At 66.8% G+C, this 17,758-nt stretch carries 15 protein-coding genes; 11 read left to right on the top strand and 4 right to left on the bottom strand.

All coding sequences use genetic code 11. The features are described from left to right. Positions 1-18 precede the first annotated feature (18 nt). On the bottom strand, positions 19-543 hold the full coding sequence (locus QMF22_RS14715; protein ID WP_283454939.1) for a DUF3515 family protein: 525 nt from the start codon (positions 541-543) through the stop codon (positions 19-21). A gap of 24 nt (positions 544-567) precedes the next feature. Here QMF22_RS14715 and thiL point away from each other — a divergent pair, with 24 nt between their 5' ends. Further along, the gene (gene thiL / locus QMF22_RS14710) at positions 568-1,602 is read left to right on the top strand and encodes a thiamine-phosphate kinase (RefSeq protein ID WP_283454937.1); all 1,035 of its coding nucleotides are present in this window, start codon (positions 568-570) and stop codon (positions 1,600-1,602) included. Here the strand turns inward: thiL and rsmD are convergent. After that, the gene (rsmD, locus tag QMF22_RS14705) at positions 1,599-2,174 is read right to left on the bottom strand and encodes a 16S rRNA (guanine(966)-N(2))-methyltransferase RsmD (protein ID WP_283454936.1); all 576 of its coding nucleotides are present in this window, start codon (positions 2,172-2,174) and stop codon (positions 1,599-1,601) included. The two genes, thiL and rsmD, sit on opposite strands and share 4 nt — an antisense overlap. A 50-nt stretch (positions 2,175-2,224) precedes the next feature. Here rsmD and QMF22_RS14700 point away from each other — a divergent pair, with 50 nt between their 5' ends. The 9 genes from QMF22_RS14700 (at position 2,225) to mutM (ending at position 12,374) form a co-directional block, all read left to right on the top strand. Further along, the gene (locus QMF22_RS14700; protein WP_283454933.1) at positions 2,225-4,477 is read left to right on the top strand and encodes an ATP-dependent DNA helicase RecG; all 2,253 of its coding nucleotides are present in this window, start codon (positions 2,225-2,227) and stop codon (positions 4,475-4,477) included. A 65-nt stretch (positions 4,478-4,542) separates the two neighbouring features. Then, positions 4,543-5,031 carry a pantetheine-phosphate adenylyltransferase gene (gene coaD / locus QMF22_RS14695; protein ID WP_283454931.1) on the top strand — a complete coding sequence of 163 codons (489 nt, stop codon included), beginning with the start codon at positions 4,543-4,545 and terminating at the stop codon, positions 5,029-5,031. Beyond that, entirely contained in the window at positions 5,028-6,137 is a 1,110-nt protein-coding gene (locus QMF22_RS14690; protein ID WP_283454929.1) for an AAA family ATPase, read from the top strand. The genes coaD and QMF22_RS14690 overlap by 4 nt, the downstream gene beginning before the upstream one ends. Positions 6,138-6,139: 2 nt before the next feature. Then, positions 6,140-7,519 (top strand): DUF58 domain-containing protein, encoded by a 1,380-nt coding sequence (locus QMF22_RS14685; RefSeq protein WP_283454927.1) that lies wholly within the window; start codon positions 6,140-6,142, stop codon positions 7,517-7,519. Continuing rightward, complete coding sequence (locus QMF22_RS14680) at positions 7,512-9,911, top strand: transglutaminase TgpA family protein (protein ID WP_283454925.1); 2,400 nt, start codon at positions 7,512-7,514, stop codon at positions 9,909-9,911. Before QMF22_RS14685 ends, QMF22_RS14680 begins: the two co-directional genes overlap by 8 nt. A gap of 37 nt (positions 9,912-9,948) precedes the next feature. Next, positions 9,949-10,527 (top strand): YceD family protein, encoded by a 579-nt coding sequence (locus QMF22_RS14675; RefSeq protein ID WP_283454923.1) that lies wholly within the window; start codon positions 9,949-9,951, stop codon positions 10,525-10,527. A gap of 2 nt (positions 10,528-10,529) precedes the next feature. After that, the gene (gene rpmF / locus QMF22_RS14670) at positions 10,530-10,733 is read left to right on the top strand and encodes a 50S ribosomal protein L32 (protein WP_092108959.1); all 204 of its coding nucleotides are present in this window, start codon (positions 10,530-10,532) and stop codon (positions 10,731-10,733) included. A 32-nt stretch (positions 10,734-10,765) separates the two neighbouring features. Beyond that, entirely contained in the window at positions 10,766-11,458 is a 693-nt protein-coding gene (gene rnc, locus QMF22_RS14665) for a ribonuclease III (protein WP_283454919.1), read from the top strand. 4 nt (positions 11,459-11,462) lie between these two features. Next, positions 11,463-12,374 carry a bifunctional DNA-formamidopyrimidine glycosylase/DNA-(apurinic or apyrimidinic site) lyase gene (gene mutM, locus QMF22_RS14660; protein WP_283454917.1) on the top strand — a complete coding sequence of 304 codons (912 nt, stop codon included), beginning with the start codon at positions 11,463-11,465 and terminating at the stop codon, positions 12,372-12,374. A gap of 24 nt (positions 12,375-12,398) precedes the next feature. Here mutM and QMF22_RS14655 read toward each other — a convergent pair whose 3' ends face one another. Further along, positions 12,399-12,926, bottom strand: coding sequence for a hypothetical protein (locus QMF22_RS14655; RefSeq protein ID WP_283454915.1), 528 nt, complete (start codon positions 12,924-12,926; stop codon positions 12,399-12,401). Positions 12,927-12,961: 35 nt separating this feature from the next. Next, a complete protein-coding gene (locus tag QMF22_RS14650) occupies positions 12,962-14,074 on the bottom strand; it encodes a GNAT family N-acetyltransferase (RefSeq protein ID WP_283454914.1) in 1,113 nt (370 codons plus the stop codon). A 145-nt stretch (positions 14,075-14,219) separates the two neighbouring features. Between QMF22_RS14650 and smc the strand changes: the two genes are divergently transcribed. Further along, positions 14,220-17,753, top strand: a complete 3,534-nt coding sequence (smc, locus tag QMF22_RS14645; protein ID WP_283454912.1) for a chromosome segregation protein SMC — start codon at positions 14,220-14,222, stop codon at positions 17,751-17,753. The last annotated feature ends 5 nt before the right edge of the window (positions 17,754-17,758 follow it).

Below are 17,758 nucleotides of genomic sequence, written 5' to 3'. Positions count from 1 at the left end.
CGGCCTCATAAGACGGGGCTACGGCGCCGTCGTCGCCCCGTCGGTGGGTAGCTGCACGTCTTCGGCGCCGACACAGGCGCCGGTCGCCGGAACATACCCGACCGCATTGGCCACGTCTACCAGCGCCGTCGAGCCGCTCACCGCTTCGGAATCGATGACGACCTCGATGGCCGGGTCGCGCCCGTAGGTCGTGTACCGGTAGGTCGGGGCGTCCGAGTCATCTTCGATCCAGTCGATGCCGTTGATGTTCAGGCAGGGCTCGGTCGTGGGCCCGGGCACCGTCACGCCACAGTGAAGCAGTACGGCTGCCGGGTCGCCCCAGGCGCCGGTCGCCTGGGCGTTGGTTTCGCGTGACGGCTGGTCGGCGACGGTGGACGGCAGGTGCACGATCACGTCGGCGCAGGCCACGTTGGTGGCATCGGCGGCCGGGGTGAGCGGCACGGCGGCCGCGCAGCCGGCCAGCAGCAGTGAGCCCGCGAGCGCGGTGACGATGGCGACGGAACGACGGGGAGCGAAGCGCAGGAGCAGGAATGGGTGAGACATCGTATTCAGGCTACCGTTTCTTACATGACAACCGCTGCGGATGCCCCGCGTTCAGCCCCGCATACCGCCGCCGCCGAAACGCTCGCCGACCTGAGCGAAGGCGCCGTACTCGGCCGAATCTTCCCGCGGCTGCCGACCGCAGCCGCGCAACTGCTCGGCCCGGGTGACGATGCTGCGGTCATCGCAGCGCCCGACGGACGCTTCGTGGTGACGACCGACATGATGATTCAGGGCCCGGATTTTCGTCTGGCCTGGTCGACGCCGCATGACCTCGGCTGGAAAGCCGCGGCCACGAACCTCTCCGACGTTGCGGCAATGGGTGCCCGACCGACCGCCCTCGTCGTAGCGATTGCGGCGCCGCCGTCGACGCCCGTGGCGGTGCTCGAGGGCATCGCCGACGGGCTGCGGGACTGCTGCGAGGCGCTGGCGCCCGGCTGCGGGGTGGTCGGCGGCGACCTGTCCGCGTCAGACGCCCTCACGCTGGCCGTGACGGCGTTCGGCGACTTGGAGGGCCGTGCCCCCGTATTGCGCTCGGGCGCGCGCCCCGGCGACGTTGTATCGCTCTGCGGGCTGCTCGGCGACGCCGGTCGCGGTCTCGAGCTGCTGTTTCGCTTGGGCGTCGACGCCAACGGAGTACCCAACATTGACCGCGCCAACGCGCTCAAGCTCGCGCACCCTACCGAAGTGGCCGCTCAGCTCGCCCCCGTGCCGCCGATTGCGAGCGGACCGATCGCAGCCCTCGCCGGCGCAACCGCCATGCTCGACCTGTCCGATGGTCTCGCCATCGACGCCGGGCGCATCGCGCGTGCCAGCGGAGTGGGCATCGATTTTGACTCCGCGAGCCTGGGCGACCGCATCGAGGTCGCACTTGGAGGCGGCGAAGACCACGGGCTGCTGGCAACTTTCCCGCCGGACGCCGTTCTGCCGGCGGGCTTTCGGCGCCTCGGAACGGTTGTGGCGGCATCCGCTTCGAACGCGGGCATGATCACCGTCGACGGTGCCCCGCACGATCAGGGCGGCTGGGACCCTTATCGAGGCTGGGACGGCGCGGCGGGCTAATTCAGTTCAGGTGGAGAGGCATACCAGACGGTCGTGTCGCCGTAGTCCTTGCGGCGATCGAGCTCGAGCCCGGGACCCCATTCCGGCTCGGGCGAGCGGGAACTGCGCTCCAGCACCACGAGCGCGTCGTCGGCCAGGAGCGGGGCCAACGCACTCAGATTGTGCCCGAGCTCAACCTCGGTGAGGTCATACGGCGGGTCGATGAAGACGACATCGAAGCCGTCCTTGGTGGCCGCCAGGAACGACTGCACGGCCTGTGACGACACCGTAATCTTCAGTTCTGCACCTTTCGGGGCTGACCGCTGCACGGCCTCGCCGTTCTTGCGGCACATGGCCGCCGCGCCGTAACTGTTCTCGACCAGCGTCACCACTCGCGCCCCGCGGCTCGCTGCTTCGAGTCCCAGAGCGCCCGATCCGGCGTACAGGTCGAGAACGCGCACGCCGTGCAAGGCTTCGCGAGAGTCGAGTGCCGAGAAGATGGCCTCGCGCACCCGGTCGCTGGTCGGCCGGGTGCCCGATTTCGGAACCGCCAAAGTCAGGGAGCCGGCAAACCCGGAAATAATTCGCGTCATAACGTATCGAGCCTAGCTGCCGTGTCAGAGGCCCGGTTTACGATGGAACCATGACCGGTTCGAGTGCTGCCAGTGGCCCCGAATTCAACGAGGGTTCCCTGCCCGCACCCCAGCTTGCACCCCTCACGCCCGACAGCAGCCTGAAAACTGCCCTCGGTGCACTCAAAGCGACAGCACTCGCAAAGGCGTTCGGGTTTTTGACCGTCAATGACCTGCTCAGCCACTACCCGCGCGACTACGCAGACCGCGAGGTGCTCCGGCCGCTCAACCAGCTCACGCCCGGCGCCAACATCACGGTTATCGCCGACATCATCTCTGTACACGAGAAGCGCATGTCATCGCGGCCCGGCACGATCGTCGAGGTGGTCATTTCCGACGGCGGGGGTCAATTCACGCTTACGTTTTTCGGAAAGAACAGCCAGGAGTGGCGCCTCAAGCAGCTTCGGCCCGGCTTGCGCGGCAGCTTTTCCGGCAAGGTTCGCCACTACCAGGGGGGGAGCCAACTGGCTAACCCCACCTATCAAACCTTCGAAACCGAAGAAGACGAGGCACGCGAAAACCCCTCCCTGCAGTTGATGCTCAAGCCGCTCATTCCGATCTACTCGGCTACCGCTGCTGCGCCGAGCTGGACCCTGCAGACCCTCATTGACCAGGTCCTGCAACGCGTGGGTAACCTGCCCGACCCGGTTCCCCAAGACATGCGGATCGAACACGGTCTGCTCGACCACACTCAGGCCATCCGCTGGATTCACAGCCCCGACAATCCAAAACAGTGGATGGCCGCGGAGGAGACGTTGCGGTTCACCGAGGCCTGGGTACTGCAGTGCGCGCTCATGCAGCGGCACAGTCTCGCGCGGGAACGCCGAACCCGGCCGCGCGTGTCCACCCCTGGCGGGTACCTCGAACGCTTTGACGCGACCCTGCCGTTCGTACTGACGGTCGACCAGGAAACCTGTGCGGCCGAGATCGCCAGCGACATGGCCCGGTCTGGCCCCATGAACCGGCTACTTCAGGGTGAGGTCGGTTCGGGCAAGACCGTTGTTGCCCTGCGGGCCATGCTCGCCGTGGCCGACAGCGGGGGCCAGACGGCGTTGCTGGCACCTACCGAAGTGCTGGCTGCACAGCATCTGCGGTCGATAACGACGCTTCTGGGCCCTGACCTCGCGGCCGAACTTATGCCGACACTACTGACCGGCAAGCTGCCGGTCGCTCAGAAGCGTAAGGCACTGCTCCGCACAGTGTCGGGTCAGTCGCGCATCGTGATCGGCACCCACGCCCTGCTCAGCGACACCGTGACGTTCTTCGACCTCGGTTTGATCGTCATCGACGAACAGCACCGGTTCGGCGTCGACCAGCGCGAAACCCTGAGGTTGAAGGGCGCGCAACCGCCGCACGTACTGGTCATGACGGCCACGCCCATTCCGCGCACGATCGCCATGACAGTGTTCGGCGACCTCGACGTGAGTACCATTCGAATGCTGCCCTCCGGGCGCCAGGGTATCCGCAGTGTCGTGGTGCCCATGGGCGAGAACGGAGCCCTGTTCGGGCGGGTATGGGCGAGCCTGGCGCAGGAGCTCGCCCTCGGGCGTCAGGGCTTCGTGGTCTGTCCGGCGATTTCTCCGGCAGAAATTGAGGAAGTCCCCGCTGACCTGGTCGGAATCGAACCGTCGCACGGAGAGAAGTCCGGCCCGCTGTTCAATGTGGAAGAGGTCCTCGAAGGCATGCGCGGCGTACCGACGCTCACCCCCTATCGTCTGGAGGCCCTGCACGGGCGTATGACGAGCGACGAGAAAGACACCATTATGCGGTCGTTTGCCGCCGGTGAGATCGATGTTCTCGTGGCCACGACCGTCATCGAGGTGGGTGTCGACGTGCCGAACGCCTCGGCCATGGTGGTGCTCGATGCCGATCGTTTCGGCGTATCTCAGCTGCACCAGTTGCGCGGTCGCGTCGGGCGCGGGCCCGTGCCGGGGTTGTGCTTGTTGGTCACCACCTCCCGCACTGGGTCGCCGGCCCGCCAGCGCATCGGCGATGTCGCCGCGACGCTTGATGGTTTTGCGCTCGCCGAGCTCGACCTCGCCCTGCGCCGCGAAGGCAACGTGCTCGGCGATCTGCAATCGGGTGACGGCTCGAAACTGCGTTTCCTGCGGGTCGCAGTCGACGGTGACCTGATCGCGGAGGTGCGACAGGCGGCCTTCCATCTGGTGACGGGCGATCCGGGCATCCGTACCAATGCGGCCCTGCGCGATGCGATCGCGCGCCGCCTGAACGATTCCGAACGCAGCTGGCTCAACAAAGGCTGATTATGTCCACGCAAAGCGGATGCATCGGGCAGCGTTCCGTCAGCGTCTGGCAGTAGGGTGTGATCATGCGCAGGATCGCCGTTGTCCCTGGATCATTTGACCCCGTCACCCTGGGCCACTTGGACGTGATCGATCGCGCGGCCGGCCTGTTCGACGAGCTCCATGTGCTCGTGGTGCATAACCCCGACAAATCGGCCCTGTTGCCGATCAGCCAGCGCGTGTCGCTGCTGGAACAGGCCATCAGAGAAGCCGGGCTCCCGACCAATATTGTGGTCGCCAGCTGGAGCATGGGTCTGCTCGTCGACTACTGCATGGATGTCGGTGCGAGCGTTCTGGTGAAGGGCATCCGTTCGCAGGTTGACGTGGCCTACGAGACGCCCATGGCGATCGTGAATCGCAATCTGGCGGCGGTAGAAACGGTCTTTCTACTGCCCGACCCGGCCAACGCCCACGTCTCCAGCTCCTTGGTACGCCAGGTGGCCGGTCTCGGCGGCGATGTCTCGCCCTACGTGCCTCGGGCCGTGGCGGAATATCTGGAGCGTTCGCGGGTATGAACCTCAAACCGACTCGCTCCTCCACCGATTCAAGCAGGGCGGAACTCGCGTCGGTTCCGTCGAATGACTCTGACACAATGGTTGACCTGAGCGAACTGCAGGAAGCCGGGCGCGCGATCATGCGCAACGTCGAAACGGTCATCGATGGTAAGCACGAGGCCGTGCAGATCGCCCTGACCGTTCTGCTGGCCGAGGGGCACCTGCTGATCGAGGATGTGCCCGGCGTCGGCAAGACCATGCTGGCCAAAGCTCTCGCCCGCTCAGTGGACTGCACGGTCGGGCGAATTCAGTTCACCCCCGACCTGCTGCCCTCCGATGTGACCGGGGTGTCGGTGTTCAATCAGGCCGAGCGTCGGTTCGAATTCAAGCCAGGCCCGGTGTTCGCCAACATCGTCATCGGTGACGAGATCAACCGGGCGAGTCCGAAAACCCAGTCGGCGCTACTGGAATCGATGGAGGAACGCCAGGTCACCGTCGACGGCGTCACCTACCCGCTGGCGCTGCCGTTCACCGTCATCGCCACCCAGAACCCGATCGAGATGGAAGGGACGTACGCCCTTCCGGAAGCGCAGCGGGACCGGTTTATGGCCCGCATCTCCATGGGGTACCCCGACCCCGACTCTGAGCTCGCGATGCTCGACTCGCGCGACACGCACAGCCCGCTCGCACTGATCTCGGCCGTGGTGTCGGGGGAGACCCTGCGCGACATGATGCTCACGGCGCGAGGAGTCTTCGCCTCCGGTGCGGTCAAGGAGTATGCGGTCAATCTGGTGCGGGCCACCCGCGACGATCGCGACCTGCGTCTCGGGGCCAGCCCGCGCGCGACCCTGCAACTCATCCGTGCGGCGAAGGCCCAGGCGGCCTTGAACGGTCGGGACTACGTGCTGCCCGACGACATCGACTCGCTCGCCGTGGCCGTTCTCGGCCATCGGTTGGTCCCCACCAGCCGGGCGCTCGGCCACCACCACCAGGACAGCGGTCCGGTGATCGACGACATCGTGCGTCGAATCCTTGCTGACACGCCGGTGCCGGTCGGTGTCGCGGCATCCGCTCTGACCCGATCGGTGCCGCTGGTGCGGGCCGTTGGATCTACCGGAGCGTCGTAGTCATGGCACGCGGGGTGAAAGAACCCGGACTGGTCAATGCCGACTGGTACACGCGGATGGCAGCCCGATTCGCCACGCGTCTCACCCTGCGCGGCTGGGTTGTTCTGGCCGCCGGCGTCGTGCTGTTTGCCAACGCAATGCTGGTCAACAGCCGTGACATGCTGTTCGTGGGCAGCCTGATGATCGTGGCTCCGCTCGTCGCCGCCGGTTACGTTTCGCTCCGCCCGGCCCGGGTCGAAGTCACCCGGGTCTTTCGGCCGCCGATCGTTCCGGTCGGTGGTGAGAGCGTGGTTTCGTTGCAGCTGCGCAACCTCTCGGCAACTCCGCTCAGTGGCGCCTGGTGGGCTGACACCCCATCACCCGGAGTGGAGGCGCCTCCGGCGGCCATCCTCCCCCTCGTTAGTCGAAGCGGCGCGACCGGCGACACCGTGCGTCTGGAGTACTCCGTCGTGCCGCGCCATCGCGGCGTCTACGACGTTGGTCCGCTCCGCGTGTCACGCCAGGACCCGTTCGGTTTCGCGCACAGCGACCGACATGCCGGCTCACCCCACGACCTGATCGTGACGCCGCGCGTGACGCCGCTCCCGGGTAATGGCCTCGCCCAGTCCAGCAACGACGGGTCCATTCGAGAACTCGTGCGCCAAGCCACCCCCACCTCCGACGAACTCATCGCCCGCGAATATCGCCCCGGGGATGCCCTGCGTCGGGTGAACTGGCCGGCCACCGCCCGGCACGGCGAAATCATGGTGCGTCAAGAGGAGCAGCGCAGCAATCCGGAGGCCCGCGTCGTGCTCGATACGACCCTCGCCGGCGCGGCCGGGCTTGGCGCCGGGCATGTTCCGCCGCACCTTGTGGCCGGATTTGAACTCGAGATCGAGCTGGCAGCATCCGTCGGTGTGCACCTGCTCGACGCCGGATACCGGGTCGAGGTGATCGAGCTGGGTGCCAGCCAGATGCTGCCGGGCGACCAACAGACCCTGGGCGGGCTGCACGGCGACGTGCCGGCCACTTTTCGGGCCCCCGGCGGTGATCGCGCCCTGCTGGAAGCCCTGGCCAGTGTCGTGCCGGTTCCATGGCCGACCCGCAGCGTTCGCCTGGCCGCAGAGCGCAGGGCGCCGCTGCGTGCAGCCCTCCGGGGGGCGCAGCCATCTCTTCCGACGTTCGCGATGCTCGTGAGCGTGTCCGAAGCGGATGTCGACGATCTCGTTGCCCTCGCGCGTCACTGTGAGCCCGCCGTCGCGTTGGTGCAACGAACGGTCGGGGTGCCGGCCCGCGACCGCTTGCAGGCCGCCGGGTGGCGCTGTGTGGAGCTGGCCACGACCGAGAACCTGGAAGACGTGTGGAACGACGTGAGTGGGGAGCGAGGAGCCAGCCATGACTAGCCTGGTTGCCCAGGAGGCGCCGGCCGCAGATTCCCGGCCGCCCGTACGCCAGGTGAGCCCGCCTCGGGCGCCCCGCAGTCGGCGCGGCGGGCGAGCTGCCGCGCTCTGGCCGCTCGCTCTCAGTTTGCTGGTGCTGCTGCTGATCTGCTGCGCTGCCCTCGGACCGCTGCTGCGCGGCAGCGCGTGGTGGTGGGTGTGCGCGGGTGTCGCCGCCGCCGTCCTGGTCGGCGCCGCCCTGTGGCGTCGCCTCGGTGTGCCCCGCCCGATCGTGCCGGTGGCAAACGTTGCGGTGCTGGTCGGCATCCTGACGCTGCTGTTCGGCGGCGGAACCGGCCTGCTCTGGCTGATTCCGACGCCCGAGACAGTCGGCGTGTTCGGCGGGTTGATCGCGGCCGGTGGCGACTCCATCGCCCAACAGAGCACACCTGCCGAGGTGACCGTCGGCATCCTCTTTTTGCTGGCGGGCGGAACCGGGCTGATATCCGTCATCATGGACCTGCTTGCCGTGACCCTGCGTTGGCCGGCCATCGGAGCAGCGGGGGGGCTCGTGCCCCTCTTGGCGCCGGGCTTCATTATTGACGACGGCGCCGACATCGGCGCGCTCTTGGCGGCAGCTATCGCTTTTCTGCTGCTGCTCCGGGTGGACGTGTACGTGCGTCGTACCCAGGAGGCACGGCGCCCTCCGACCGGTCCGCGCGCTACGCTGGCGCACCGCCCCGAGCGGCAGCGCGGCCCCGGTCCGGTCGGCGGCGCACTCATGGTGGGCTCCCTGGCCATCGTGGGTGCACTGGTGCTGAGCACCGTCGCGCCGGCGTTCACGGCCGGGGGGCTGGTCACGGCCCGGCCGGGCGGTCTGTTGTTCGGCAGCGGCGTGAGCCCGATGATCAATCTCGGGCAGGACCTGCGTCGGCCCAAGGCCGGACCGGCATTTCACTACACCTCGACGGGCACCCAGCAGCCTTATTTCACGCTGCTCACCCTCGATGAGGTCATCGGGTTGACCTGGACGGCGCGCATCGACGGGGCAGACGTGCGCAATACCGTCGACGACATTCAGAGGCCATTCGGGCTCGACGCCAACGTGAAAACGGTGCCAGCGTCGACATCGGTCGTCATCGAGGGCGTCAACAGCCATTGGCTGCCTGCGCCGGCCCGCGCCACCAGCATCGAGGGCCTCACCGGTCGCTGGTACTGGGACAGCCGCACCCGGGCGATCGCGAGTGTAACGGCGAACACCCTCGGCCAGGAATACACGGTGTCGTCCCTGGAGTTGAAACCCACCGCCGAGCAACTGCGGCGCTCCAGCACCGACTATCCGGCGAGCGTCCTGGGCAATCTGCAACTGCCGGTCGAACCGCCGCCGATCATCGAGGAAACTGCCCGGCAGGTGACGGCGGAAACGACATCGAACTATGACGCTGCCGTCGCCATTCAGGACTATCTGCGCAGCAGCGACTTCATCTATGACACCGACGCGCCCGTTGAAGACGGCTACGACGGCGGGGGAGTGGATGTGATCGGTGTGTTCCTGCAGGAAAAGCGCGGGTACTGCGTGCATTTCGCCTCCGCGATGGCGGCGATGGCACGTACCCTCGGCATTCCGTCCCGCGTCTCGCTCGGCTACCTGCCCGGCGTCAAATCCCAAGACCTCGAGCAGGGGCTCGGGCAGTACAACGTGGACTCGCACGACCTGCACGCCTGGCCTGAACTGTATTTCGTGGGAATCGGCTGGGTGAGATTCGAGCCGACGCCCGGCCGCGGTACCGTCCCCAACTATGAGCAGGCAGCGGATGTCGGCACGCCGACGACCACGCCCGGTGGCGCCGCCGCCACGGGTGCTCCCGGGCTCAGCCCCGACCGGCTGGCCGACGATTCCGCCCTGGAACGCGGTACCACGCCGCAGAGCGTCGAGGCCAGCAACCTGCTCGCCGTACTCGGGTTCAGCGCACTGGGTCTCTTGCTGCTTCTTCTGCCCGGTGTCAGCAGACGGATACTGCGTCGCTCGCGGGTGCGGCGCATCCGCTCCGGAGGCGCTGGCGCCGGCCTGGCCTGGATCGAGCTGCAGCACACCAGTCTCGATCACGGCATACCGACGCCGATCACCGACACGCCGCGAGCGTTCGCCGGCCGGCTGGAGCGCCTCGGAATCCTCGACCCAGCGTCCACGGAGGCTCTCGAACGGGTGCTCCTCGCGCTGGAGCGGTCGCGTTTCGACCGGTCGCCCGTGCGGGCCGACACTCTCGCCGCCGACCTGACCCTGGTACTGCGGAGGCTGCACGGCGGCGCGAGTACGGGCATCCGTTTGCGGGCAAACTATGCGCCGACGTCGCTGTTCGCCACCCTGACCGCGGTGCTGCGCGGAGATCGTCGCGCCCGCACGATTGCTCCCTGAACGAACCTCCCACGCGCAGCGCGTACAATTTACGACCGTGACTAAGTTCAAGAAGACGCCGTACACGGTCGACGTGCGTGACCTGATCAACCGCCCGGGCACCATGCACGAACGCCACCTCGATATAGTCGTTCCCGACGACCTCGGCGCGGGCCTGGTGGCAGTGAAAGCCGGTTCGACGCTGTCGACTGAGCTGCGCCTCGAGGCGATGCACGAGGGGATCCTGGTGAGCATCGAGGTGTACGCGCGGGCGCTCGGAGAGTGCGGCCGATGCCTCAAAGACATCGACCTGCCGGTTCGAGTTCAGTTTGCCGAGCTTTTCGGTTATCCTCAGGAGGAAGCCTTCGAGTTTGAGATTCTTGACGACCATGTCGATTTGGAATCTTTGATCCGGGACGCGGTAGTGTTAGCACTTCCGTTCCAGCCGGTATGCCGGCGAGATTGCCCTGGTCTTGACAGTGAGACCGGTCAACCGCTTGCCGAACTACCTGAACTCGTTTCCGACGAGCGCTACGATCCCCGGTGGTCAGCGCTTGCGGGGTTTACGGCTTCCACAGACACAAACACAGGCATGGGTGCGGACATCCATGTTTCAGACAGCAGAGAAGAGAAGTAGTCATGGCAGTTCCGAAGCGCAAGATGTCGCGTTCCAACACTCACTCGCGTCGCGCGCAGTGGAAGGCCACGCCTCCCACACTCGTGAAGACCATGGAGGGCGGCAAGGTTGTCTACAGCCTGCCGCACCGCGCCAAGGTTGTCACCGACTCCACCGGCACCCCGTTGTTCATGGAATACAAGGGCCGTAAAGTCGCCGACATTTAAGTCGCTGCTTTCGATGGGCCGGAGATCGGTCGATGAAAAACGTTGATACCGAGCGGTCGCCCCTGTTGGCGACCCTCGGAGTGCAGATTGAACCGGTGATTCTGGAGCTTGCTCTGACCCACCGGTCTTTTGCGTATGAAAACGGCGGTATTCCCACCAACGAGCGTCTCGAATTTCTGGGCGACTCGATTCTGGGTCAGGCCGTCACGGTGATGCTCTATCGCACCTACCCCGACCTTGATGAGGGCCACCTGGCCAAGCGCCGGGCCAGCCTGGTCTCCACGGCCGCGCTGGCGCAGATCGCTCGCGGCCTGGGCCTGGGCGAATACATTCGACTCGGCCGAGGCGAAATCCTCACCGGCGGGCGCGATAAGGCCTCCATTCTGGCCGATACCGTCGAAGCGCTCATCGGAGCGACGTTCCTCGACGCCGGTGGCGACGTCGCCACCGCGTTCGTGTTGCGCCTGATCGAGCCCCTCCTGGCCGAACCGGGCCACTTCGGTGTGTCGATGGACCCGAAGACGAGCCTGCAGGAACTCGCCGCGAGTAAAGGCGTCGGCGTTCCCGTCTACACGCTCGAAGCCAGCGGTCCCGATCACTCCAAGGTGTTCGTCGCGACCGTCGACATCGGCTCGTCCGTCAACGCCCAGGGCGTCGGCCCGAGCAAGAAATTCGCAGAAATGGCCGCGGCCCGCGGCGCCATCGACCAGCTCAACGCGCTTTAACCCTGTGCCGGAACTTCCCGAGGTCGAGGTCGTGCGCTCCGGCCTGCAACCGGCGGTCACCCGGGCGCTGGTCACCGGGGTGGAAATCTTCGATGAACGTTCCCTGCGCCGCCATGTTTCGGCGGCGGGATCGTTCGCCGAGCAGCTCACGGGGCGCCGAATTCTCGCCGCCGTGCGCCGGGGCAAGTTTTTGTGGCTTCCCCTCGATAGCGACCGGGCACTCGTCATCCACCTTGGAATGAGCGGTCAGGTGCTGCTGCGCACGCCGGGCGCGGCGGTGGATCGTATGTTGCGCATCCGCTTGACGTTGGAACACCCGACCCACGGCGAGCTCTGGGTCAATTTCGTCGACCAGCGAATCTTCGGCAGCATGGCCGTCGACGCTATGCTCGCCACGAGCGACGGGCTGCCCGGCGGCTACTCGGGGCTGCGTTCAGCGGATGCCGCGTGGCAGCACCGCCTTCCGTCGCAGGTCGCGCACATTGCTCGCGACCCGATCGACCCGTCGTTCTCGCCTCAACTGTTTCTGGCGGCCCTGGCACGGAAGAACACCGGCATCAAGCGGGCGCTGCTCGACCAGAACCTGATCAGCGGCATCGGCAATATCTACGCGGACGAGGCCCTGTTCGCCGCGCGCATCCACTACGAGCAGCCGGCCGCGTCGCTGTCGCGCGCCGAAGCGAAGGCGCTGCTCGCGGCAGTACGGACCATTCTGGAGCGTGCTCTCGCCGAGGGCGGCACCAGTTTCGACGCCCAGTACGTGAACGTGAACGGGAAGTCCGGGTATTTCGCGCACAGCCTGGAAGTTTACGGCCGACAGGGAACGCCGTGCTCCCGCTGCGGCACCCTTCTGGTACGCGAGCAGTTCATGAACCGCGGCTCGCACTTCTGTCCGCGCTGCCAGCGCCTGCGGTAGCCGTACGGCGAGGTCGCCGGGGCGTCAGGCCAGAGCCACCTGGAGGCGCCGGCGCCGCAGTGCCCGGCGCACTGCCAAGCCGAGGACCATCACGATGACCGCCGGGATCAGGAGCGCGATTGATCCGCCCTTCCCGCCCAGCGCGCTGAAGAACACCTGCACACCGTAGTCGCGCATCTCGGCCGGGTAGGCGGCGAGCACACGAGTTCCCGCGGCGGCGCTGACTGCCGTGAACAGTGTCGGTCCGATCCAGAGGGCGAGAAAACTGACGATAGCCCCAGCCACCCGACCACCCGATGCCAGGCCGCACCAGGCCACGGCGAGCGCTGACCCGGTCACAACCACCGCGACGACGAGGGTGATCGTGTACTGGCTGAACGGCAGTAGGGCGATCGGCATGTCCTCGGGCACGGAGTCGGCGGCCCACAAATTCTGGATGGGAAGGTGCATCCCGGTGACCAGCCAGGGCAGCAGTCCGACGATCGCCGCGAGCATCCCGACGACCAGGTATGACACCGGCCCTATCGCTTTCATCCGTGCAGGTACGCTCACCAGAACCCCCTCAGCCTGAAACCGCCAGGCTAGCATTACCTCGAATCGGAGGATTCGATGGATTCGTCCGTCAGCGGCACGACACGTTTCCAGGCGCCCTCATAACCCATCGGTACGAAGCCGAGCGCCTCGTTGACCTCAAGTATGTGCCGGTTCTCTTCGGCGTTGAAAGTCGTCACCGACGGATGCCCGGGGCTCTCCTGCGCGAGATACTCCAGATTCGCGCTCTTCAGCAGCATGCCGAGGCGGTGCCCGCGATGCTCGCGCAGCACGAGCGTGTCCTCCTGACCGACGGAGCGGTCACTTTCAGCTGGCACCGAGAGCTGGGTGAACGCGACGAGGCGACCGCTCGGCTCGTGCAGCGCGGCCGCGGTGAGCATTCGACGTGGGCTGCCGACGCGGGAAGTCTCCTCGTCGACCAGCCGTTCGGCGGTCCAGACGTCCTCGGGCTCTTCGAGGCCGGCCGTGGGGGCATCCGTGCTCATGCGCGTATAGAGCAGAGCGAGATCGTCGCGCCAGCGCGGGGGAGTCTCCTCACTCCAACAATGCACGGTGTAGTCGCCGCCGGCGTGCGCCGCGGCATCCGCTCGAAAGCGTCGGAGCAGGGTCTTGTCGGCGGGCAGTTCGAGTCGGCTGCCGCGTTCCACCTGCTCGAGCCGGTAGCCGCGGGCGAGGAGAAATCGCACTTCGGAGTTTCCGAGCGGGACCGAACCGAAACCGGTCGGTGCGGTCAGGCGTTCGCCCGCGGCCTCCGCGGACACCGTGTACACGATCAGTTCGTGCCGATTCTGAGTGGCGGCGAGCAGTTCGACGCGATCGGCGAGGGCGGTGCCGATGCCGCGATTGCGCCAAGCTGGCAGTACCTGTGCGATCAGCCAGGCATGATCGTCGTTCGGGCCCGGCAAGGTCTCATAGGCGGCCCGGCCGACGACAGCTCCGGCGACGCGTGCCACGAACATGCGCTTGGGGTCATATTTCGTGTTGAGCCACCCGGGAAGCAGCTCGGCCGCCGAGTACTGCAGGTCGTTCGTGCCGAAACCCTCGGCCTCGATGATGTTGCGAACGTGGACGGCCGCCTCAAAATCCGGCCAGCTGGGCGCGTTCGGTGATGCCGGAATGACGAGTTCATCGATCGAGAAGTCGCTCATGCTGCGCCAGAGTAATGCGAAACTCCGCGGTTGTGCACGCCACACTCCGCGACCAGCGGATGTCCCGGCCACTGTCGGTCGGTCACGGTACCGTTGAACCAGCCCCGAGACCAGGATCGCGGCCGACAACCGAAAGGGTCTTAAGTTGTACTTGAAGAGCCTCACCCTCAAGGGGTTCAAGTCGTTCGCCCAGCCGACGACGTTCGCGTTCGAGCCCGGCGTCACCTGTGTCGTCGGTCCGAACGGGTCGGGCAAGTCCAACGTCGTCGACGCCCTCGCCTGGGTGATGGGGGAGCAGGGCGTGAAAACCCTGCGCGGCGGCAAGATGGAAGACGTCATCTTCGCCGGCACGTCGACCCGCGGTCCGCTCGGCCGGGCCGAGGTCATCCTCACCATCGACAACAGCGACGGCGTCCTGCCGATCGATTACTCCGAAGTCACCATTTCACGCACGCTTTTTCGCAACGGCGCGAGCGAGTACGCCATCAACGGGCGCACTTGCCGGCTGCTCGACGTACAAGAATTGCTCAGCGACTCCGGCCTTGGCCGTGAGATGCACGTCATCGTCGGGCAGGGCCAGCTCGACGCCGTGCTGCGAGCAAGCCCCGAGGAGCGTCGCGGCTTCATCGAAGAGGCCGCCGGCATTCTCAAACACCGTCGCCGCAAAGAAAAAACCCTGCGCAAGCTCGACGCCATGCAGACCAACCTCACGCGGTTGAGCGACCTCGCGGGAGAGATTCGCCGCCAGCTCAAACCGCTCGGACACCAGGCTGAAATCGCGCGGGAGGCTCAGACCATCGCCGCCGTCGTGCGAGATGCCCGTGCCCGCCTGCTCGCTGACGATGTCGTGGCGCTGCGCACCGCGCTCGATGCGCACAATCGCACCGAGAGTGAACGCCACACCGAGCGGGTCGTGCTGCAGGAGCAGCTTTCGCAGAAACAGGCTCGGGTCGAGCGGCTCGAGCTCGTCCAGGTGGGAGATGCCGTCGACCTGGCACGCCGCACCAGCTATGCCCTGGAATCGGTGCAGGAACGATTACGGGGGCTCTTCACCCTGGCCAACCAGCGGCTGGCATTATTGGGATCGGAGGCCGAGTCGACCGGCCTCGTCTCGAGCGTCACCCCCACCATGCTGACCGAGGCTGCGGCCGAGGTAGAGCAGCTCCGCGCGGGCATCGGCGCCGCTCAAATCGCCTGGGAAGCCGCCAGAGTGCAGAGCGTGGACGCCCGGTCGAGGCTCGACGCGGTCGACGAAGACATTGCAGCCCAGGCAGCACTCGTCTCTCGGCACGACCTCGAAATCTCCCACCTGACCGGGCAATCCGAGACGGCAGCATCACGGCTGGCTGCCGTTCGTGGTGAGCAGTTGCGGCAGCAGAATGCCCGTGACGCGGCGACCGAACGCAGCATGAAGGCGCAGCTGCAACTTGACGAGTTGCGGTCCGCTGCGCCCGTCGGTGAACCGGATTCCGGCGAGCTGGCCGAGGCCTTCGAGCAGGCGCAGACTGCAGTTCAGGGCGTTGAGGCCGAGGTGGAGCGTCTACGCGACGAGCTGCACGGCCATGAGCGGGAACGGGACGCCCAGGCGGCACGGCAGGGTGCGTTCTCCCTCGCGCTCGATCAGAAAGACGGCTCCTCGGCGTTGTTAGGTGCGAAGCTGGACGGCATCCGTGGCCTCGTGGCCGACCACGTGCGCGTACAACCGGGGTTCGAAGCGGCGATCGCTGCCGCCCTCGGATCTCTTGCCGATGCCGTGCTCGCCGACAACCGCGACGCCGCCCTGGCTGCCCTCGTTCAGGCCGAAAACGACGACTTCGGGCGCGTTGAGCTGATCGTGGCCGACGGCGACGACAGCGCGGCGCCGACTATCGAATTAGGTGCGCAGACGGGCATCCGCTGGGCGAATTCGGTCATCCACGGCCCGGCCGGCCTGTGCGGCCTGCTGGCTCAGACCGTCATCGCCGACGATCTTGCCGTGGCCCGAGCGGCCGAGCTGACTCAGGGTCTCACGCTCATCACGCTGGCCGGCGAGGTCTTGAGCCCGTGGGTCGTGAGCGGCGGGTCCGGCGCCAGACAGAGCAAGCTCGAACTCGTTGCGGAGCGAGACGTGGCGGCCGAGAGGCTCGCGGGCGTCACCTCGCAGATCGAACGGGTGCGCTGTGAGTTTTCCGAACAGCGCACCCTGTTGCAGGCCTACAAGGAGCAGTCGGGAAGTGCGCGGGCTGCCCTGCGCGCCTTCGAAGCCCAGCTTGCCACGGTGACCGAACGTCGCGGACGACTCGTGGTGCAAGCGGATGCCGCCGGCGCCGACGTCGACCGGGTCTCCGCCGCACTGCAGCTCGCGAGCACGGCGCTCACCCAAGCCGAGGCTGTCGCGGCGCGGGCAGCCGCTGCTCTTCACACCGCCCGGTCCCAGCCGCGGCCCATCCTCGACGCGACCCTGCGGGACGCCCTGTACGCCGAACTTGAGGCGGCCCGCGAGACCGAGGTCGAGACCCGGCTTCAGGTGGAAACCGCCCGTGAACGCGTGCGCGCAGGCGCGTCCCGCGTCGCAACACTCACGGAACGGCTCGAGGACGACCGCACGGCCGCCGAGGCGGCAGCGCGTCGCGCCGTCATTCGCCGCCGTCAAGTGGAGGCCGCCTCCCGCGTCGCCGAGGCGCTTCCGGCCGTGCTGGCCGCGGCCGACCGCTCCGTCGCCGAGGCCCGGATTCAGCTAGCGAGCGCTGAATCCGAACGGGCGAGCCAGAACACCGAACTGCAGCAGCTTCGGCAGGGCCAGAACGTGCTGCGCGAGCGGCTGGCCGCGATCACCGAAAACGTGCACGGACTCGAACTCGAAATCTACGAGAAGAAGCTGCACCTCGCGGCCCTGTTGGAACGTGCGAGCAGCGAACTGGGTCTCACCGAAGACGTGCTCGTCGGCGAATACGGCCCCGACCAGCTAGTTCCGCCAGGGGGTACAGCGGGCGGCGCGGCCGGGGGCATCCGCTTTGATCGGGCCGAGCAGCAGAAACGGTTCTCGGTCGCCGAACGCAAGCTCGGTCAGCTGGGGCGCGTCAACCCGCTGGCCCTCGAAGAATTCGCAGCCCTCGAGCAGCGGCACCGCTTTCTCACCGAGCAGCTCACCGACCTCACAGAAACCCGTAGCGACCTGCTCACGATCATCGCGGACATCGACGAGAAGATGCAGACCATCTTCTCGGCCGCGTTCGATGACACCCAGGCGGCCTTCGCCGACGTGTTCCCGGTGCTGTTTCCCGGCGGAAGCGGCAGCATCTGGCTCACCGACCCCGACGACCCGCTCACGTCCGGCATCGAGGTGTCGGTGAAACCGGCCGGTAAAAAGATCGAGCGGCTGTCGCTGCTCTCCGGCGGTGAACGCTCACTCGCCGCGGTCGCGCTGCTGATCGCCATCTTCAAGGCCCGCCCGAGCCCGTTCTACATCATGGACGAGGTCGAAGCCGCGCTCGACGACGCCAACCTCGGCCGGTTGCTCACCATCTTCGAGGACCTGCGCGAGACCAGCCAGCTCATCGTGATCACACACCAGAAACGCACCATGGAAATAGCGGATGCCCTCTACGGCGTCAGTATGCGGCAAGACGGGGTCTCCGCAGTCGTCGGCCAGCGGGTCGGAACCCGCGCCGAGGAACGGGCCGATGCTGCGGTCGGTTGACCCGC

The sequence above is a fragment of the Cryobacterium sp. PH31-L1 genome (assembly GCF_030063145.1).
In the GTDB taxonomy this organism is placed as follows: Bacteria; Actinomycetota; Actinomycetes; order Actinomycetales; family Microbacteriaceae; genus Cryobacterium.
The sequence above is the reverse complement of the archived record's forward strand: the minus strand, read 5'-3'. Positions and strand labels throughout refer to the sequence as shown.